At 63.8% G+C, this 17,145-nt stretch carries 13 protein-coding genes and 1 pseudogene; 1 reads left to right on the forward strand and 13 read right to left on the reverse strand.

Annotation, left to right across the window (positions count from 1 at the left end):
• Positions 1 to 19 precede the first annotated feature (19 nt).
• Positions 20 to 823, reverse strand: a complete 804-nt coding sequence (locus NK8_RS08005; protein ID WP_213226001.1) for a colicin transporter — start codon at positions 821 to 823, stop codon at positions 20 to 22.
• A gap of 264 nt (positions 824 to 1,087) precedes the next feature.
• On the opposite strand from NK8_RS08005, the gene NK8_RS08010 reads away from it, so the two are divergent.
• Positions 1,088 to 3,427, forward strand: coding sequence for a Tex family protein (locus tag NK8_RS08010; RefSeq protein WP_213226003.1), 2,340 nt, complete (start codon positions 1,088 to 1,090; stop codon positions 3,425 to 3,427).
• Positions 3,428 to 3,506: 79 nt separating this feature from the next.
• On the opposite strand, the gene NK8_RS08015 is transcribed toward NK8_RS08010, so the two are convergent.
• The 12 genes and pseudogenes from NK8_RS08015 to NK8_RS08070 form a co-directional block, all read right to left on the reverse strand.
• The gene (locus NK8_RS08015) at positions 3,507 to 5,399 is read right to left on the reverse strand and encodes a potassium transporter Kup (protein ID WP_162065754.1); all 1,893 of its coding nucleotides are present in this window, start codon (positions 5,397 to 5,399) and stop codon (positions 3,507 to 3,509) included.
• 263 nt (positions 5,400 to 5,662) lie between these two features.
• Positions 5,663 to 6,223, reverse strand: coding sequence for a phosphoribosyltransferase (locus NK8_RS08020; protein ID WP_213226005.1), 561 nt, complete (start codon positions 6,221 to 6,223; stop codon positions 5,663 to 5,665).
• A gap of 101 nt (positions 6,224 to 6,324) precedes the next feature.
• Entirely contained in the window at positions 6,325 to 7,671 is a 1,347-nt protein-coding gene (locus NK8_RS08025; RefSeq protein WP_213226006.1) for an adenylosuccinate synthase, read from the reverse strand.
• Positions 7,672 to 7,822: 151 nt separating this feature from the next.
• Positions 7,823 to 8,974: an ATP phosphoribosyltransferase regulatory subunit gene (locus tag NK8_RS08030; RefSeq protein WP_213226007.1), complete on the reverse strand. Its 1,152-nt coding sequence runs from the start codon at positions 8,972 to 8,974 to the stop codon at positions 7,823 to 7,825.
• A 126-nt stretch (positions 8,975 to 9,100) separates the two neighbouring features.
• Positions 9,101 to 9,286, reverse strand: coding sequence for a DUF2065 domain-containing protein (locus NK8_RS08035; protein WP_061178603.1), 186 nt, complete (start codon positions 9,284 to 9,286; stop codon positions 9,101 to 9,103).
• A 60-nt stretch (positions 9,287 to 9,346) separates the two neighbouring features.
• On the reverse strand, positions 9,347 to 10,249 hold the full coding sequence (hflC, locus tag NK8_RS08040) for a protease modulator HflC (protein WP_213226009.1): 903 nt from the start codon (positions 10,247 to 10,249) through the stop codon (positions 9,347 to 9,349).
• 11 nt (positions 10,250 to 10,260) lie between these two features.
• Positions 10,261 to 11,670: an FtsH protease activity modulator HflK gene (hflK, locus tag NK8_RS08045; RefSeq protein ID WP_213226011.1), complete on the reverse strand. Its 1,410-nt coding sequence runs from the start codon at positions 11,668 to 11,670 to the stop codon at positions 10,261 to 10,263.
• A gap of 253 nt (positions 11,671 to 11,923) precedes the next feature.
• Positions 11,924 to 13,006: pseudogene (gene hflX / locus NK8_RS08050) on the reverse strand (GTPase HflX); the annotation flags it as partial.
• Positions 13,007 to 13,094: 88 nt separating this feature from the next.
• The gene (gene hfq / locus NK8_RS08055) at positions 13,095 to 13,331 is read right to left on the reverse strand and encodes an RNA chaperone Hfq (protein ID WP_008349383.1); all 237 of its coding nucleotides are present in this window, start codon (positions 13,329 to 13,331) and stop codon (positions 13,095 to 13,097) included.
• Between the two features lie 161 nt (positions 13,332 to 13,492).
• Positions 13,493 to 14,833, reverse strand: coding sequence for a ribosome biogenesis GTPase Der (gene der / locus NK8_RS08060; RefSeq protein WP_213226014.1), 1,341 nt, complete (start codon positions 14,831 to 14,833; stop codon positions 13,493 to 13,495).
• Between the two features lie 397 nt (positions 14,834 to 15,230).
• Entirely contained in the window at positions 15,231 to 16,376 is a 1,146-nt protein-coding gene (gene bamB, locus NK8_RS08065) for an outer membrane protein assembly factor BamB (RefSeq protein WP_162065760.1), read from the reverse strand.
• Positions 16,377 to 16,498: 122 nt separating this feature from the next.
• Positions 16,499 to 17,128 (reverse strand): tetratricopeptide repeat protein, encoded by a 630-nt coding sequence (locus NK8_RS08070; protein WP_213226015.1) that lies wholly within the window; start codon positions 17,126 to 17,128, stop codon positions 16,499 to 16,501.
• Between the last annotated feature and the right edge of the window lie 17 nt (positions 17,129 to 17,145).

Here is a 17,145-nt window from a genome sequence, read left to right on the forward strand (position 1 = left end):
CGCGGCGAGTCCGACTGTCCTACTTGGCTTGCTGTTGCTGTTGTTGCTGCTGCAGTTTCAGTTGTTGCTGGCGCTCCTGTTCCTGCTGCTGCGCCTTTTCCTGCGCCTTCCTGGCGGCTTCCTTCTGACGCGCTTCGACTTCCGCGCGATGTTGCGCGGCTTCCTGCTGCTTCTGGTCGAAGCGCTGAGCCTTTTGCTCGCGCTCCTGCGCATCCTGCACGCCGCGCGCGCGCGCTTCGTCCAGCTTCTTCTGATAGTCCGCCTGCTTTTGATCGTACGCCGCCTGATTGGCCGCGCGCTGCGGCGCTTCGGCATTGCGCTCGGCGGCGGCGAGCGCGTTCTGGCGCTGCCTGTCCTCGAAAGCCTTCTGGCTCGCCTGCTCGTTCGCCGCGCGCTGCGGCGCTTCCGCCTCATATTGCGCCCGCTTGAGCGCCGTCTGCTGGTCGCGTTGCTTCGCGCGTTCGGCGCGCTGCTCGTCGTCGAGCGCCAGTTGTTGCTGACGGATCTGCTGACGCGTTTCGCGCATTTCGTTGCGCGCGTTGTCGAGACAGTGGTTCACGAAGAACTTGCTGTAGCAGTCGTGCTGCTTCACGCCGTAGCGGTAATTGTTTTCCTCGGTGCGCTGATCCAGCGCCTTCTGACGCTGGGCGAACTCGCCCTTCAGCGCGTCATCGGCGCTTTGTTCGGCCGACGGCGCGCCATCGAGCGGACGCGCGCTCACGGACGTACCGGAATCGATCGGCCTGGCGGATTGGGCGAGCGCGACGTGCGGCGCGAGTGCGCCCGACGCGCACAGCAGCGCCAGAGCCGCGGCGGCAGGCACATTTGAAAGGCGAAAGTTGTGCAAATGGATAAACGGCAACGTGATAGAGAATCAGGTGCAGAAAGGTATGCAATAGGCCTGTGCGATGTCCAAATTCTATCACCGCGCGCCGGAGCGCTCCGCCATTTATGGCAAAATGCCCCGCTCAGTATCCCGGTCCGAACCCCGCTCGCCATGCGGCCGCCCGCCCGCAGCGCCTCGCCTACGCGAATCGGCGCACCCGGGGCGGACTCGCCGCTGCCGAGCCGCAGACAGCGCAGAATCATGACGGAAACCGTAGCACTCAAGATCGTACAGCGCATTGCCACCGAACTCACCGTGCAGCCGCGCCAGGTCGCCGCCGCCGTGCAGCTTCTCGACGAAGGCTCGACTGTCCCGTTCATCGCCCGGTATCGCAAGGAAGTCACCGGCAATCTCGACGACACCCAGTTGCGCACGCTCGAAGAGCGCCTGCTCTATCTGCGCGAACTCGAAGACCGCCGCGCGACGATCCTGCAAAGCATCGACGAGCAAGGCAAGCTCACCGACGAACTGCGCGGCGCCATCGAAGGCGCGGACAGCAAGCAGGTGCTCGAAGATCTCTACCTGCCGTACAAGCCGAAGCGCCGCACGCGCGCGCAGATCGCCCGCGAAGCCGGCCTCGAGCCGCTCGCCCAGGCGCTGCTCGCCGATCCCACACTCGATCCGCAAGCCGAAGCCGCGAAGTTCGTCGATGCGGAAAAAGGCGTCGCCGATACCAAAGCCGCGCTCGACGGCGCGCGCGACATCCTCTCCGAGCAGTTCGGCGAAACGGCGGAAGTCCTCGGCAAGCTGCGCGAGCATCTGTTCGGTCAGGGCCTCGTCATGTCGAGCGTGGTGGACGGCAAGCAAGGCGAGGAAGGCGAGAAGTTCCGCGACTACTACGACTACAGCGAGACGATCCGCACCGTGCCGTCGCATCGCGCGCTGGCGCTCTTTCGCGGCCGCAATGCGGGCGTCCTGAGCGTCAAGCTCGGTCTCGGCGAGGAACTCGACGCGCAGATTCCGCATCCGTGCGAAGCGATGATCGCGCAGAAGGTCGGCATCGCCAATCGTGGCCGCGCCGCCGACAAGTGGCTCTCCGACGTGTGCCGCTGGTGCTGGCGCGTGAAGGTGCAGCCGCATCTCGAAACGGAACTGCTCACGCAGTTGCGCGAACAAGCCGAGCATGAAGCGATTCACGTGTTCGCGCGCAATCTGAAGGACTTGCTGCTCGCGGCGCCCGCCGGCCCGAAGGCTGTGATCGGCCTCGATCCGGGTCTGCGCACGGGCGTGAAGGTTGCGGTCGTCGATCGCACCGGCAAGCTGCTCGCCACCGACACCATCTACCCGCACGAGCCGCGCCGCGACTGGGACGGCTCGCTCGCGAAACTCGCCCGTATCGCGCAGGCGACAAAGGCCGAACTCATCTCCATCGGCAACGGCACCGCGTCGCGGGAAACCGACAAGCTCGCGAGCGAGCTGATCGCGAAGCATCCGGAGCTGAAGCTGCAGAAAATCGTCGTGTCCGAAGCGGGCGCGTCGGTGTATTCGGCCTCCGAGCTTGCCGCAAAGGAGTTTCCGGAACTCGACGTTTCGTTGCGCGGCGCGGTATCGATCGCGCGGCGTCTGCAGGACCCGCTCGCGGAACTCGTGAAAATCGAGCCGAAGGCGATCGGCGTCGGCCAGTATCAGCACGACGTGAATCAGCGCGAACTGGCGCGCTCGCTCGATGCAACCGTCGAGGATTGCGTGAACGCCGTGGGCGTCGATGCGAACACTGCGTCAGTCGCGCTGCTGGCGCGCGTGTCGGGCTTGAACGCGACGCTCGCGCGCAATATCGTCGAGTATCGCGATGCCAACGGGCCGTTCCCGTCGCGCGAGCATCTGAAGAAGGTGCCGCGCCTCGGCGACAAGACCTTCGAGCAGGCCGCGGGCTTCCTGCGCATCAACAACGGCGAAAATCCGCTCGATCGTTCGTCGGTGCACCCGGAGGCGTATCCGGTCGTCGAGCGCATTCTCGCGAAGATCAAGAAGCATATCGGCGATGTGCTCGGCAAGCGCGAAGCGTTGACGGGACTTTCGCCGACCGAATTCGTCGACGAACGTTTCGGCCTGCCGACCGTGCGCGACATTCTCACCGAACTGGAAAAACCCGGCCGCGATCCGCGCCCCGAGTTCAAGACGGCGACCTTCAAGGAAGGCATCGAGAAGATTTCGGACCTCGTGCCGGGCATGATCCTGGAGGGCGTCGTGACGAATGTCGCGGCGTTCGGCGCGTTCGTCGATATCGGCGTGCATCAGGACGGCCTCGTGCACGTCTCGGCGTTGTCGACGAAATTCATCAAGGACCCGCACGAGGTGGTGAAGGCGGGTCAGGTCGTCAAGGTGAAAGTGCTGGAAACCGATGTGAAGCGCCAGCGCATCTCGCTGACGATGCGCCTCGACGACGACCTCGCGCCTGCGACACCGGGCAATGCGGGCGCGCCATCGCGTGGCGGGCAGGATCGCCGTGCGGGCGGCGGACGTGATACCCGCCCGAACCAGCGTCGCGAGCCCGAAGCGGCCGGCGCGATGGCAGCGGCGTTCGCGAAACTGAAACGCTGACGCGCGAAACCGCCAAACAAAAACCCCACGTTTTGCGACGTGGGGTTTTCTTTTTTGCGCTGTCGAGAAAATCGAAGCGTCAGATCTCGATCTTCGTGCCCAGTTCCACCACGCGATTCGCGGGAATACTGAAGAAATCCGTCGGCTTGGCCGCGTTCTGGTGCATCCATGCGAACACGCGTTCACGCCATACCGACATGCCTGGCAATTCCGTCGGCACGACAGTTTCGCGCGCCATGAAGAACGACGTGTCCATCAGTTCGAAAGTCATCGCGTGCGTGCGCGTGATCTGCTCCAGCACGGCCTTCACATCGGGCGTCTCGTTGAAGCCGTAGGCCGCCTTCGTGAGGAACAGCCCGCCGCCGATGTCCTTCACTTCGAGACGATGCGCATCGTCGACATAAGGAATGTCGCGCGTCGTGAAGTTCATGAAGATGGTGCGTTCGTGCAGCACCTTGTTGTGCTTCAGGTTGTGCAGCAGACTCACGGGCACGAGCGAATCGCTGCCGGTGAGATAGATCGCCGTACCCGACACGCGATGCGGCGGATGCGCAAGCAGCCCCTGCAGGAACGGCATCAGCGGGATACCGTCGGCGGCCGTGCGATCCTTCACGATCATGCGGCCCTTGTACCACGTCATCAGCAGGAAGAAGAGCGCCCCGCCGATACACAACGGCAGCCAGCCGCCCTGCTCGATCTTCAGCAGGCTCGCGCCGAAAAAGCCGATGTCGATCATCAGGAACACGGCGATCATCCCGCCGACGAGCCAGCGGTTCCAGCCCCACAGATTCACCATCACGACCGACACGAGGATGGTGGTCGTGAGCATCGTCGCGGTGACGGCGAGGCCGTACGCGGCGGCGAGATTCTCTGAACTCTTGAAGCCGATGACGATGCACAGGATGATGAAAAGCAGCATCCAGTTGACGAGCGGAATATAGATCTGGCCGATCGCCAGTTCCGACGTGTGCAGAATCTTCATGCGCGGCACGTAGCCGAGCTGGATCGCCTGACTCGTCAGCGAGTACGCGCCGGAAATGACCGCCTGCGATGCGATCACCGTCGCAACCGTCGACAGGATCACGAGCGGCAGCAAGGCCCAGTCGGGCGCGAGCAGGAAGAACGGATTCTCGATGGCCTGCGGCGAGTGCATCAGCAACGCGCCCTGCCCGAAATAGTTCAGCAACAGCGACGGCATCACGAAGCCATACCAGCCGTAGCGGATCGGCTTCACACCGAAGTGGCCCATGTCCGCGTACAGCGCTTCCGCCCCGGTCAGCACGAGCACGACCGAGCCGAGCACGATATACGCCTGCACGACGTGCTGCGCCATGAAGGAAAAGGCGTAATACGGATTGAGCGCGGCGATGATGCGCGGCTCCATCACGATATGCATGGCGCCGAGCACCGCGAGCGTCGCGAACCACACGACCATGATCGGCCCGAACAGCCTGCCGACCACCGCCGTGCCGTGGCGCTGAATCCAGAACAGCGCAATGAGGATCACGATCGTGATCGGCAGCACGTACGGCGTGAGCTTGGGCGCGGCGATCTCGAGGCCTTCGACCGCCGACAGCACCGACATCGCCGGCGTGATGACCGCATCACCATAGAACATGCACGCGCCGAAAATGCCGAGCATCATCAGCACGCCCGAGACCTTGCCCCCGCCTCCCACGCTGCGCAGCGCGAGCGTGGTCATCGCGAATACGCCGCCTTCGCCATTGTTGTCGGCGCGCATGACGAACAGCACGTACTTGACGGCGACCACCATGACGATCGCCCAGAAAAGCAGGGAAATGACGCCGAGGATCGACGCCTCGGACAAGCCGATGCCATGCGATGGGCTAAAGGCTTCCTTCAATGAGTAGAGAGGACTCGTGCCGATGTCGCCGAAGACGACGCCGATGGCCGCGAGCGCAAGCGAGGACATGGGTTGTTTATGCTCGTGCGCGTGAGTCGTGTTAGTCATATGAGCGGAATATCCGTCCAGGGCGGAAAAAAAACGAACGCCATTCTATCCAACGTCGCACGATAAGACGCCTGCTCGGGTGTTGCTGCAACGCCACGAGAGACGCGAGTGAGAGTTTAGCATCGTGCCCCGCGTGCGTCGGCGGGCTTGCGCGTCACCATTTGTAGTTACTTCACCGGGTGCTGCAAAAGCAAAACGCCGTTGCGCCCGGCTGTGTGCCAGGCGAACGGCGTCGATCCTGCGTGGCGTTCAGCCCTCGTGAATCACCCGCGTCCGTTTTGCGTGCCTCGCTTGATCCACGCGCCGAGGTTGTGCGGGCGCACCGTGTCCCATTCCTCGAACGGCTGATGAATCCACGGATTCGTTTCAAGATGCTGAACGTGATAGTCGGGCTTGACCTTGGAGCACGCCTTGTACCAGAGCACCGCCGAGCGCACCGACGTGATCGCCGGATAACGCTCCTTCAGATGCTCCTGCACGCGCGCGAGCGTCACGCCCGAATCGACCAGATCGTCGACCAGCAGCACGTTGCCGGAGAGATCGCCGCGCGTCATCGTGATGTACTGCGCGATGTCGAGATCGCCCTGCTCCGTGCCCGCCGCTTCGCGGTACGAACTCGTCGCCAGAATGGCGAGCGGCAGGTCATAGATGCGCGAAAGCTGATCGCCTACGCGCAGGCCGCCGCGCGCAAGACACAGGATCTTGTCGAACTTCCAGCCCGACTCGTGCACCTTCAGCGCGAGGAGTTCGATCAGCCGGTGGTATTCATCCCAGCCGACCCAGAGGTTCTTGTCGTCGTTGCGCGGGTCCGTCATCGCGATCATGGTGAGGCTCTTTCAAATGCTTAGGTTATATACGAAATGTGGCCGCAGGGAGGCGGCCACATTCTTTACAGCGTCCGAATCAGATTGAGGCTCTTGGGCGCTCAGACCTTGAACGGATGGCGCAGCAGGATGGTTTCGTCACGATCCGGACCGGTCGACACCATGTCGATCGGCACGCCCGCCACTTCCTGCACGCGCGACAGATACTTGCGCGCGTTTTCCGGCAGGCTGTCCCATTGCGTGATGCCGATGGTGCTTTCCTTCCAGCCGCCGAAGGTTTCGTACACCGGCTCGCAACGCGCCACTTCCGACGCGCCGCGCGGCAGGATGTCGACCAGCTTGCCGTCGAGCGTGTAGCCCGTGCAGAGCTTCACTTCGTCGAGGCCGTCGAGCACGTCGAGCTTGGTCATGCACAGGCCCGAGATGCCGTTGATCTGGATCGAGCGGCGCAGCGCGGCGGCGTCGAGCCAGCCGGTGCGGCGCGGACGGCCGGTGACCGAGCCGAATTCCTTGCCGACGGTCGCGAGGTTCAGGCCGATCTGATCCTGACGCTGGGCGTTGTCGGCGTCGTACAGCTCGCTCGGGAACGGGCCCGAACCGACGCGCGTGCAATACGCCTTGGTGATGCCGAGAATGTAGTTCAGACGCTGCGGCCCGATGCCCGCGCCTGCAGTGGCCGCGCCCGCGACGCAATTGCTCGACGTGACGTACGGATACGTGCCGTGGTCGATGTCGAGCAGCGTGCCTTGCGCGCCTTCGAACAGCAGGTTGCGGCCGGCGTGGTTTTCGTCGTAGAGGCGACGGGAGACGTCCGTGACCATCGGCGCGAGACGGTCGGCGTAGCCGAGCATCGTCTCGAGCGTTTCCTGAAAGTCGACGGCCTTCGCGCCGAGATACTGCGTCAGCACGAAGTTATGGAATTCGAGCGTCTCGCGCAGGCGTTCCTCGAACACCGCACGATCGAACAGATCCTGCACGCGCAGACCGCGACGGGCCACCTTGTCTTCGTACGCCGGGCCGATGCCACGGCCGGTCGTGCCGATCTTGCCCGCGCCGCGCTTGGCTTCGCGCGCCTGGTCGATGGCGACGTGATACGGAAGAACGAGCGTGGCGGCTTCGGAGATGAACAGGCGCTTGCAGACGTCGACGCCAGCCGCTTCGAGTTCGTCGATTTCCTTGAAGAGCGCTTCCGGCGACAACACGACGCCATTGCCGATGTAACAGGCCGTGCCCGCGCGCATGATGCCCGAAGGAATGAGGCGCAGAATGGTTTTCTTGCCGCCGATGATGAGCGTATGGCCGGCATTGTGACCGCCCTGGAAGCGCACGACGCCCTGGGCGTGGTCCGTCAGCCAGTCGACGATCTTGCCCTTGCCCTCATCACCCCACTGGGTGCCCACCACGACGACATTGCGCCCGGGGTTCACATTCACTGCACTGGCAGACATGTTGATTCGTTAGCTGGTTAAAAACGTATTTTACCTATGTTCGCGAAAGGTTCCGAGTTTTTCGGGCCTGCTTCGCGATTTCGTCACGCTTGTGTGATTGGCATGGACTAAGAAAAAGTCCTTGCCGATCAAGCGATTGTATTTGTCGCGCTCAGTCGCGCGCCTCGACCGTCCACTTGCCGTCGCGCTCGACGAGCACGCGGTCGAACGCGAACTCGTCCAGAACGTGATCGTGGCCGGGCAGCGCCTGAATCACCACTTCGCCGGCGTCGCGCAGCGCAAGAATCGCCGCGAGCAAGGGCTCGTCGTGCTTCCACGGCGCGAGGATCGCGCTGCCCCGCGCATCGACCGGTGAAATGCGCGCCACTTCGCGCAGGTCGAGCGAAAAGCCCGTCGCGGGCCGCGCACGTCCGTACGCGAGACCGACGTCGTCGTAACGGCCGCCGCGCGCGACCGCGTTCGGCACGCCGTCGACGTAAGCGGAAAACATGACGCCGCTGTGATACGCATACCCGCGCAGGTCCGCGAGATCGATCATCAGCTCCGCGCCTTCGACCCGGCCGGCGAGGAACGCGAGATCGTCGAGCGCGCGCGCGATGACCGGCAGATTCGGCAGACGCCCGCGCGCGATCTGCAGCACCGACGCATCGCCATACAGCGACGGCAGCGCGCGCAGCGCCTCGCGCGGCACCTGCCCGAGATGCGCGGTGAGTTCGTTCAGACGCGGCACGTCCTTGCTCGCGAGCGCGTCGTACAGCGCTTCACCGAGCGTGGCCGCAGCGGGCTCCAGTTCCAGCAGCGCGGCAAGCACGCCCGCGTGGCACAGATCGAGACGCACTTTCCTGAAACCCGCCAGATGCAGCGAATCGAGCATCAGTTGCTGAATCTCGAGATCCGCTTCGAGGCCGGCATGGCCGTAGATTTCGGCGCCGATCTGAATCTGCTCGCGCGTCGCATGCAGCCCGCGCGGACGCGTGTGCAGCACGACGCCCGCGTAGCACAGGCGCGTCACGCCCTGCCGGTTCAGCAGGTGCGCGTCGATGCGCGATACCTGCGGCGTGATGTCCGCGCGCAGGCCGAGCGTGCGCCCGGACAGCTGATCGACGAGCTTGAAGGTGCGCAGATTGAGATCGCTTCCGCCGCTCGTCAGCAACGATTCGAGATACTCGAGCATCGGCGGCATCACGAGCTCGTAGCCGTACGAACGGAAACGGTCGAGCAGACGGCGGCGCAGCTCTTCGATCTTGCGGGCTTCCGACGGCAAGACGTCGGCGATATTCTCGGGCAATAACCAGGTGGACATCGATACGTTTCCTACGGGACGCGAGGCTCGGCGCATTTCACGCGGCGCTCGCGGACTTCAACGGTCAGGGACGAAGGGATAAGGACAAGATATGCGAAATGGCGGCGTGCTGCCGGCGGCGCCGGTTCACGTCGCGATCAGCAGCAGAATCAGGCCGAGCACCATCGCGATCAGCCCGCCGATGCGGATATGGTGCAACGGCCGCTCCGCGATGCGGCGAAAGGTATCGCGCCAGGCGGTCGGAAAAACGAAGGGAAACATGCCTTCGATAATCAGCATCAACGCAAGAGCGAGCAGTAACGTCTCGGCCATGTCCGGGGAAGTTGAAGCGCCGCGCGACGGACACAGTCCATTGCGCGGCGCGGGCGATGATCAGCGCTTCGCCGTGGCGGGGGCCGACGCATCCGGCGCGCCGCCCGTCGGGCTCTTCATGAAACGGAAGAAGTCGCTGCTCGGATCGACGACGATCACGTCGCCCGGCTTGAACGTCTTCTTGTACGCTTCGAGGCTGTGATAGAACTGGTAGAACTGCGGATCGCGGCCGTACGCGTCGGCTGCGATGGCCGCCGACTTGCTGTCGCCTTCGCCCTTGATCGACTGCGCCTGGCTGTAGGCGTCCGCGAGAATCGCCTGTTGCGTGCGTTCGGCGTCGGCCTTGATCTTGTCCGCTTCCGCCGTGCCCTTCGCGCGCTCGTTCGCCGCCGCCTGCTGGCGCGCCGCGATCATGCGCTTGTAGACAGAATCGGCCACCGCCGACGGAAAGTCGATGCGCGTCATCTGCAAATCGACGAGTTGCACGCCGAACGCCGCGGCCGCGGCCTCCACGCTCTTCTGCGACTCGCTGGCGAGCGCCTGTTGATTGCCGAGCGCGTCGGTCAGCGAACGCTTCGCGAAGCCGCTCGCGAGCGACGCGCGCGCGAGCGCGACGATGCGCTCCTCAGCCGTCTGCGTGTTCTTCTCGTTGCTTTCGAAAAGCTTCAGCGGATCGGCGACGCGGTACTTGATCACCGTGTTCACCAGCACTTCGTTCTTGTCCGCGGTCGAGAAGCGATCGGCGCCGGATTCGTCGATGGTGAGCGTGCGCGTGTCGATGAGCGTGAGCGTCTGGAACGGCGGCGGCAGCTTGAAGTGCAGGCCGGGGCCTTCCTGTCGCGGATTGCCTTCGCCATGTGCGGCGACGATGGCGGCATGTCTTTCGTCGACGGTGAAGATCATCGACGAACCGATAAACAGCACGATGACGACGGCGACGACGAGCGCAATGATTCGATTCATGTTCGCGCTCCTTATTGCAGGTCTTCCGACCGGCTGCGGGAACGGAACGCGTCGCGCGAGCGCAGCGGATCGCCGGCATTCGCGCTCGCCCCACTTGCGGCGCTGGCAGCGCTCGCCGCGCTGGCGGGTGCGGCCGCGGCCGGCGCCGATGCGCTCGCAGGACCCTGCGCGCGCGCCTGAGGACCTTCGGCCGTAGCCGGAGCACTCGATGCGGCCCCGCCGCTCGTGCCTTCCGTGGATTCCTTCGCCTGCTGACGATTGGCTTCGATGAGCTTGTCGAGCGGCAGATAAACCACGTTATTGCCTGCCTTGCTGTCGACGAACACCTTGGTAGTGCGCGAGTAGATCTGCTGCATCGTGTCCAGGTACATGCGTTGACGAATGACCGCGGGCGCCTTCGAATACTCCGCGTACACCTCCTTGAAGCGTTCCGCGTCGCCCTGCGCCTGCGTGACTTCGCGATTGCTGTACGCCCTCGCCTCGTCGATCAGCTTGCCCGCGTCCGCCTTCGCGCGCGGCAGCAACTGATCTGCGTAGGCTTGCGCGGTGTCGCGCGCGCGCTCGTTGTCCTGGCGCACGCGCGCCGCTTCCTCGAACGCGGACTGCACCTGTTGCGGCACCTGCACGCTCTGCACCGCGACACCCGTGACCTGCAGACCGGTGCGATACGTGTCGAGCGACCGCTGGATGGCTTCGATCAGGCGCGCGCGCAGCGCCTCGCGATCCTTGTAGAGCATGTCGTCCGTCTTGAGTCCGCCCGCGATCTCGCGAATCGCCGCCTGCGCGGCCTGCGTCACGCTGTCATCCGCGTTGACGCTGCGGAACAGGAAATCGGTGGGCGACTTGATCTGATACTGCACGGCGAAGCGCACGTCGACGATATCGGCGTCGTTCGTCAGCAGTGACGCGTCGCGCACGTTGCCTTGCGACAGCGCGGTGCCGCGCCCCACTTCGACAGAACGAATCTGCGACGTATCGACGATGTCGTTCGACTGGAACGGATACGGCAGACGCCAGTGAATGCCTTGCGCGACCGTCTGACGATATTTGCCGAACTGCGAGACGACGCCGACATGTCCGTCCTGAACGACGAACACGCCGCTGCCGAGATAGATGGCGATCAGCACGCCGATGACGATGCCGACACCGATCTTCGTGCCGCGCCCGTTGTCGCGCGGCGCGCCGCCGTTGCCGTTGCCGGGCTTGCGTCCGAACACGCCCGCGAGGCGACGATTGAACTCGCGCCACATCTCGTCGAGATCGGGCGGACCTTCGTCCTTGCCGTTCGGGCGCTTGCCGTCTTGCGGACGCTTCGTGTCGTTCTTCACGCCATTGCCTTCGCCCCGACCCCAGCGCGGATCGTCGATCGAAAAGACGGCATGCTCAGCTTGCCGGTTAGTCCGCTCTTTGTAGTCGTTCACTCGGTGATTCACCATTAGACAGCCGGTCGGCCGGGTCGATGCCGGGGCGATGCGATTCCGAAGCAGCTCAATGTCCGTGCTCGGGAACCTTTCGATCGTCACGCTCAACGGGTGGCCGATGGTCGTCCGGCTGCGCGTTGATGTCGTGTATGGCGTTTGACCCGGACTGCGTGGATTGCGTTGCTTCGGACGCCTCGTGCGACTCCGGAAATTCGGCGAGCACGCTGGGCAGTCCCGCGTCGGGTTCGTCGGATTCCGCCGTGGCGATTTCGGCGATGGCAGCGCGCAGCGCATCGAGCCCCTGACCCGTGCGTGCACTCAAGAAAACGCGCGAAATATTACCATACTCGTCCCTTTCAACCGCCTCGCCGCGGGCCGCGAGTTCGGGCACCGCATCGATCTTGTTGAAGACGAGAATCTGGCGGATATTGTCCGCGCCGATGCCGCGCAACACCTCGTTCACCTGATCGATCTGATCGAGGCGCACCGCGCTCGATGCATCGACGACGTGCAGCAGCACGTCCGCGTGAATGGTTTCCTCAAGCGTCGCGCGGAAAGCCGCGACGAGCTGGTGCGGCAATTCGCGGATGAAACCGACCGTGTCCGACACGACCACATGCCCCGCTTCCTCGCCGAGGAACACGCGGCGCGAAGTCGTATCGAGCGTGGCGAAGAGCTGGTCGGCGGCGTACGCCTGCGCCTTCGTGAGCGCGTTGAAGAGCGTCGATTTGCCCGCGTTCGTATAGCCGACGAGCGACACCGACATCGTCCGGTTGCGCACCCGCTGACGCCGCTGCGTACCGTGCTGGCGGCGCAGTTTTTCGAGCCGCGACTTGAGCGCCTTGATGCGCTCGCCGATCAGACGGCGGTCGGTTTCGAGCTGCGTTTCGCCCGGTCCGCGCAGGCCGATGCCGCCCTTCTGGCGTTCCAGGTGAGTCCACGCGCGAATCAGGCGCGTCGACAGATATTGCAGCTGCGCGAGTTCGACCTGCAGCTTGCCTTCGTGGCTGCGGGCGCGTTGCGCGAAGATATCGAGAATGAGGCTGGTGCGATCGACCACGCGGCGATTCAGCGCGACCTCAAGATTGCGCTGCTGCGCGGGCGCGAGCGCGTGATTGAAGATGACGAGTTCGACGTCGTTTGCTTCGCACTGCAGGCGCAGTTCCTCGACCTTGCCGCTGCCGATGAACATTTTGGCATCGGGGCTCGAACGGCGGCCGGTGAGCGTGACGGCGGGATGGGCGCCCGCACTTTGTGCGAGCAAGCTGAGTTCTTCCAGACTGGCTTCGAAATCGATCTTGCCGAAGTCGATGCCGACGAGCGCTGCGTTGATCAAATTGATGTGTTCAGGTTTTTTGAAGCGACCGGCGAGTTGCTTAATGTTCGCTTTAGAAGTGGCAAATTTGCGCCGGCCGCAACGATGTTTAGGACGGTTCAGCGTCCGGGTGGAAATTCACCGGACGGGCCGGCACGACCGTGGAAATGGCGTGCTTGTAGACCATCTGGGTGACCGTATTTCGGAGCAACACGACGTACTGGTCGAACGATTCGATGTTCCCTTGAAGCTTGATGCCGTTGACCAAATAGATCGACACCGGCACGTGCTCTTTACGCAGTGCGTTCAAAAACGGGTCTTGTAACAATTGCCCTTTGTTGCTCATAGCAAACTCCGTGTTTTTTTGCAGGTTGGAAGTATTGTGGACGAAGAAAAAGAGATCCGCCGACAATCGCTACACTATAGCCGATTTTCGCTGTTTTACGTTTTCGGCCCCCGTCGGCCAAATGGCCAGCGAACGCCGTAACGCAAGGCTTCACGCGGTTCTCACTCCTTGTCCGCGTAAGGATTCCGGCTCGACCGGAACTCTATGCGAAGTGGAGTGCCGGCGAGCCCAAAAGTTTCGCGAAAACGCCCTTCCAGATAACGCTTGTAGGTATCCGTGATCGCGTCGAGCGCGTTGCCGTGCACGACGATGATCGGCGGATTCTGCCCGCCCTGGTGCGCGTAACGCAGCTTCGGCCGCACCGGGCCGCGGCGGCGCGGTTGCTGGAATTCCACCGCATCGATCAGCGCGCGCGTGAGCTTCGGCGTCGGCAGCTTGGCCATCGCGGCGGCGTAGGCATCGTCGACTGATTTCATCAATGCGCCGATGCCCGTCTTCTCCAGCGCGGAAACGTAGTGGAATTTAGCAAAGTCCAAAAACTTGAGCTTGCGCGTGAGGTCCGCCTTCGTGCGCTCACGCACATGCGAATCCAGCCCGTCCCACTTGTTCACGCCCACGACCAGCGCGCGCCCCTGTTCGACCACGAAACCCGCGATGTGCGCGTCCTGTTCCGAAATGTCCTGCTGCGCATCGAGCAGCAGGATCACGACATTGGCGTCCGAGATCGACTGCAGCGTCTTCACGACCGAGAACTTTTCGATCGCTTCGAACACCTTGCCGCGGCGACGCAGGCCGGCCGTGTCGATCAAGGTGTATTTGCGGCCTTGCCGCTCGAAATCAACATAGATCGAATCGCGCGTGGTGCCGGGCATATCGAACGCGATCACGCGCTCCTCGCCGATCAGTGTGTTCACGAGCGTCGACTTGCCGACGTTCGGACGTCCGACGATCGCGATCTTCACGCCGTGCTGCGCCTTCTCTTCTTCCGATTCTTCCGGCTGATCCTTGTACGCGAGATCGAGCGCGTCATTGATCATCTCGAGGACACCATCGCCGTGCGCGGACGAGATCGCGCGCGGGTCGCCAAGGCCGAGTTCATAGAAGTCCGACGCGACCGCCGTGTACTTCATGCCCTCCGCCTTGTTCACGACCAGAAAGAGCGGCCGGCCGGTCTTGCGCAGATAGTCGGCGATCGCCTTGTCCTGCGGCGCGAGGCCGTTGCGCCCGTCGACGATGAACACGACGACGTCGGCTTCTTCGACCGCCTGGCGCGTCTGGCGCGCCATCTCGTGCAGGATGCCGTCCTTCGCCACCGGCTCGAAGCCGCCCGTGTCCACCACGAGATACGGCCGCTCGCCGCCCAGACGGCCTTCGCCGTAATGGCGGTCGCGGGTCAGGCCGGGCAAGTCCGCGACGAGCGCGTCGCGCGAGCGCGTGAGCCGGTTGAAAAGGGTCGATTTCCCCACATTGGGGCGCCCGACGAGGGCAATCACGGGTTTCATCTGATTTTGTTCAAGGTTGAACGCAAGGCGAACGCGGAACGGGCGGTAGAAACATCTCGTTGCGTTCCGCTACGCCGCGCAATGGCTGCGCTTATCGAAAATTAGCATGGATTCGGCTTGCCGCACGCGAGGCGCGTCGGCCGACCAGGCTTGACGGCGGTCATTCGCCGGTTTGCCTCTTGGGAGGCTCATCTTGCGCGACGCTTACGCACGCCGCGCTTCATTCTTGCGACCCTGCTCTTGCATGCGGGTTTTATCGCGATGCGCGCGGCGCACCGCTTCTTTCTCGTGCGGCTTGTCGTGGCGAGCCTGCCGCACCGCCATGAAACGACGGCGCGCTTCTCTGCCGGCAACCGCGAGCGCGCGTCACTCGCGCACGTGGCCGCCGCATTTCGGATCAGTTGCCGGGCCGGAAGCCGTAAAGATCACCGTCATGCGTCTGCACGACGAGCGTGTTGCCCGCGAGCACCGGCGCGGCGGTGATCGCACTGCCGTCGGTCGGCGCGCGGCCGACGAGCTCGCCGTTCTCCACGTTGAGGAAGTGCAGGAAGCCCTTGTAATCACCCACCACGACAGCGCGGCCGAGAATATACGGCACGCTGACACTGCGGTTCTTCAGCGTATCCGTTTTCCAGATCTGCGAGCCATCCGACGCGCGGAACGCGTTGACGACCGACCAGTCGTCCCCGGCCGCGACGATCTGTTCGTCCTGCGCGAGGCCGCTGTCGCTCGAGAAATTCTTTTCCCACACCGGACGGCCCGAGTTCGCATCGAAGCAGCCGATGCGGCCCTGGAACGTCACCGCGCAGGTCTGCGCGCCGACGAGGCCCGGCGCGCCGGTCACGTCGTTGATGCGCTCGACTTCGGTCACGCCCTTCGGATACGACACCGGCGCCTGCCAGTAGGCATCGCCCGTCTGCAGGTTGATCGCCGCGAACGTGCCGCCGGGAAAGCCCGCGAGCACGGCCTGATTGCCGGCGAAGGTCATGCCGGCCGCGACACGCAGGTTCAGCGGTACGGCGCGCAGCTGGAAGACCCACTTCTGTTCGCCGGTCTGCGCGTTGAACGCGATGACCTTGCCGTCGATCGTGCGTACGATCACGAGATCGTTGCCGACGAGCGGCGGCGAGACGATCTCGCCCGGCGCCGTGGCGGTCCACAGCAGCTTGCCGTCGGAGCCGAGCACATCGACCTGGCCCTTCAGGCCGCCAACGGCCGTCAGATTGCCGTCGCTGCCGACGCCGGCGGAGAGATCGTCCTTGAGCTTGGTGCGCCAGACGTCCTGGCCGGTCTTCGAATCGATCTTGGCGACGGTGCCGTTCGTACCGGCGGCGAAGACGTAATCGCCCACTGCCACGGGCGAGAACAGATAACGGCCGGCCTTGCCGACGCTCGCCTTCCACGCCTGGTTGACATTCAACACCGGCTTGAACTCCGCGAGCGGTACCGGCGTGCGGCGCTCATCCTTGGTCGACGAGCAAGCGGCCAACAAGACGGTCATCGCGCAAGCGAGCGGCACAGCGTAGCGTTTCAAAAAAGTCATCGGTGGACGCAACATGAATGGGTGAATTGGGTTGACCGGCGCTCTGCGCCGCGTCGCTTCATGCGACGCTTCGGCGCGGCGGCTCGATTGAGCGATGGTTGACGATACGAAAACGCAGCGGATCAACCGCCGAGCGCATCGAGCTTGAACTGGATCAGCTGACGCGCGGACGTGTCGTTCTCGGGCAGCGCGGCGAGCGCGACCTGGTAAGCCGAGCGCGCATCGTCGCGTTTGCCTTGGGCGGCGAGCAGGTCGCCACGGCGATCCGCGATCACGCCCTTGAACGCATCGAGAGGCTGATCCGCGAGCAGCTTCAGGCCTGCGTCGTAGTTCTTCTCGTCGAGCAGAACGAGCGCGAGACGCAGCTTCGCGATCTGCTTGTACTCGTTGTCCTTCGCGTGATCGATGGCCCATTGCAACTGAGCCTTCGCACCCGCCGTGTTGCCCGCCATGTAGAGCGATTTGGCGGCCGCGAGCGCGGACATCTGCGCGTAGCCCGTACCGCCGAACTTGTCTTCCATGTCCGTCGCCACACGTGTGACCAGCGCCTGATCGTTGCCGTTCACCGCCTGCTGCAGGTGGTCGTACAGCACCGATGCCTCGGCTGCCTGATGGCGCTGCCAGTAGTTCCAGCCGTTGTAGCCGGCCGAAATGACGAGCGCCACGAGCACGATCCAGGTCGTGGCGTTGCCCCATTTGGCCCACCAGGCCTTTACGCTTTCAAGTGATTCTTGTTCGTCGTGATAGCTCATCGTCCAGCTATTCCTTC

This window comes from Caballeronia sp. NK8 (genome assembly GCF_018408855.1).
Lineage (GTDB): Bacteria > Pseudomonadota > Gammaproteobacteria > Burkholderiales > Burkholderiaceae > Caballeronia.

Excerpts from the sequence above, each read along its gene's own strand:
- NK8_RS08010 (WP_213226003.1), top strand. The coding sequence starts at position 1,088 with ATGACGGAAACCGTAGCACTCAAGATCGTACAGCGCATTGCCACCGAA.
- NK8_RS08070 (WP_213226015.1), bottom strand. The coding sequence starts at position 17,128 with ATGAGCTATCACGACGAACAAGAATCACTTGAAAGCGTAAAGGCCTGG.
- hflC (WP_213226009.1), bottom strand. The coding sequence starts at position 10,249 with ATGAATCGAATCATTGCGCTCGTCGTCGCCGTCGTCATCGTGCTGTTT.
- hfq (WP_008349383.1), bottom strand. The coding sequence starts at position 13,331 with ATGAGCAACAAAGGGCAATTGTTACAAGACCCGTTTTTGAACGCACTG.
- NK8_RS08025 (WP_213226006.1), bottom strand. The coding sequence starts at position 7,671 with ATGTCTGCCAGTGCAGTGAATGTGAACCCCGGGCGCAATGTCGTCGTG.
- NK8_RS08015 (WP_162065754.1), bottom strand. The coding sequence starts at position 5,399 with ATGACTAACACGACTCACGCGCACGAGCATAAACAACCCATGTCCTCG.
- der (WP_213226014.1), bottom strand. The coding sequence starts at position 14,833 with ATGAAACCCGTGATTGCCCTCGTCGGGCGCCCCAATGTGGGGAAATCG.
- NK8_RS08020 (WP_213226005.1), bottom strand. The coding sequence starts at position 6,223 with ATGATCGCGATGACGGACCCGCGCAACGACGACAAGAACCTCTGGGTC.
- bamB (WP_162065760.1), bottom strand. The coding sequence starts at position 16,376 with ATGACTTTTTTGAAACGCTACGCTGTGCCGCTCGCTTGCGCGATGACC.
- NK8_RS08030 (WP_213226007.1), bottom strand. The coding sequence starts at position 8,974 with ATGTCCACCTGGTTATTGCCCGAGAATATCGCCGACGTCTTGCCGTCG.
- NK8_RS08035 (WP_061178603.1), bottom strand. The coding sequence starts at position 9,286 with ATGGCCGAGACGTTACTGCTCGCTCTTGCGTTGATGCTGATTATCGAA.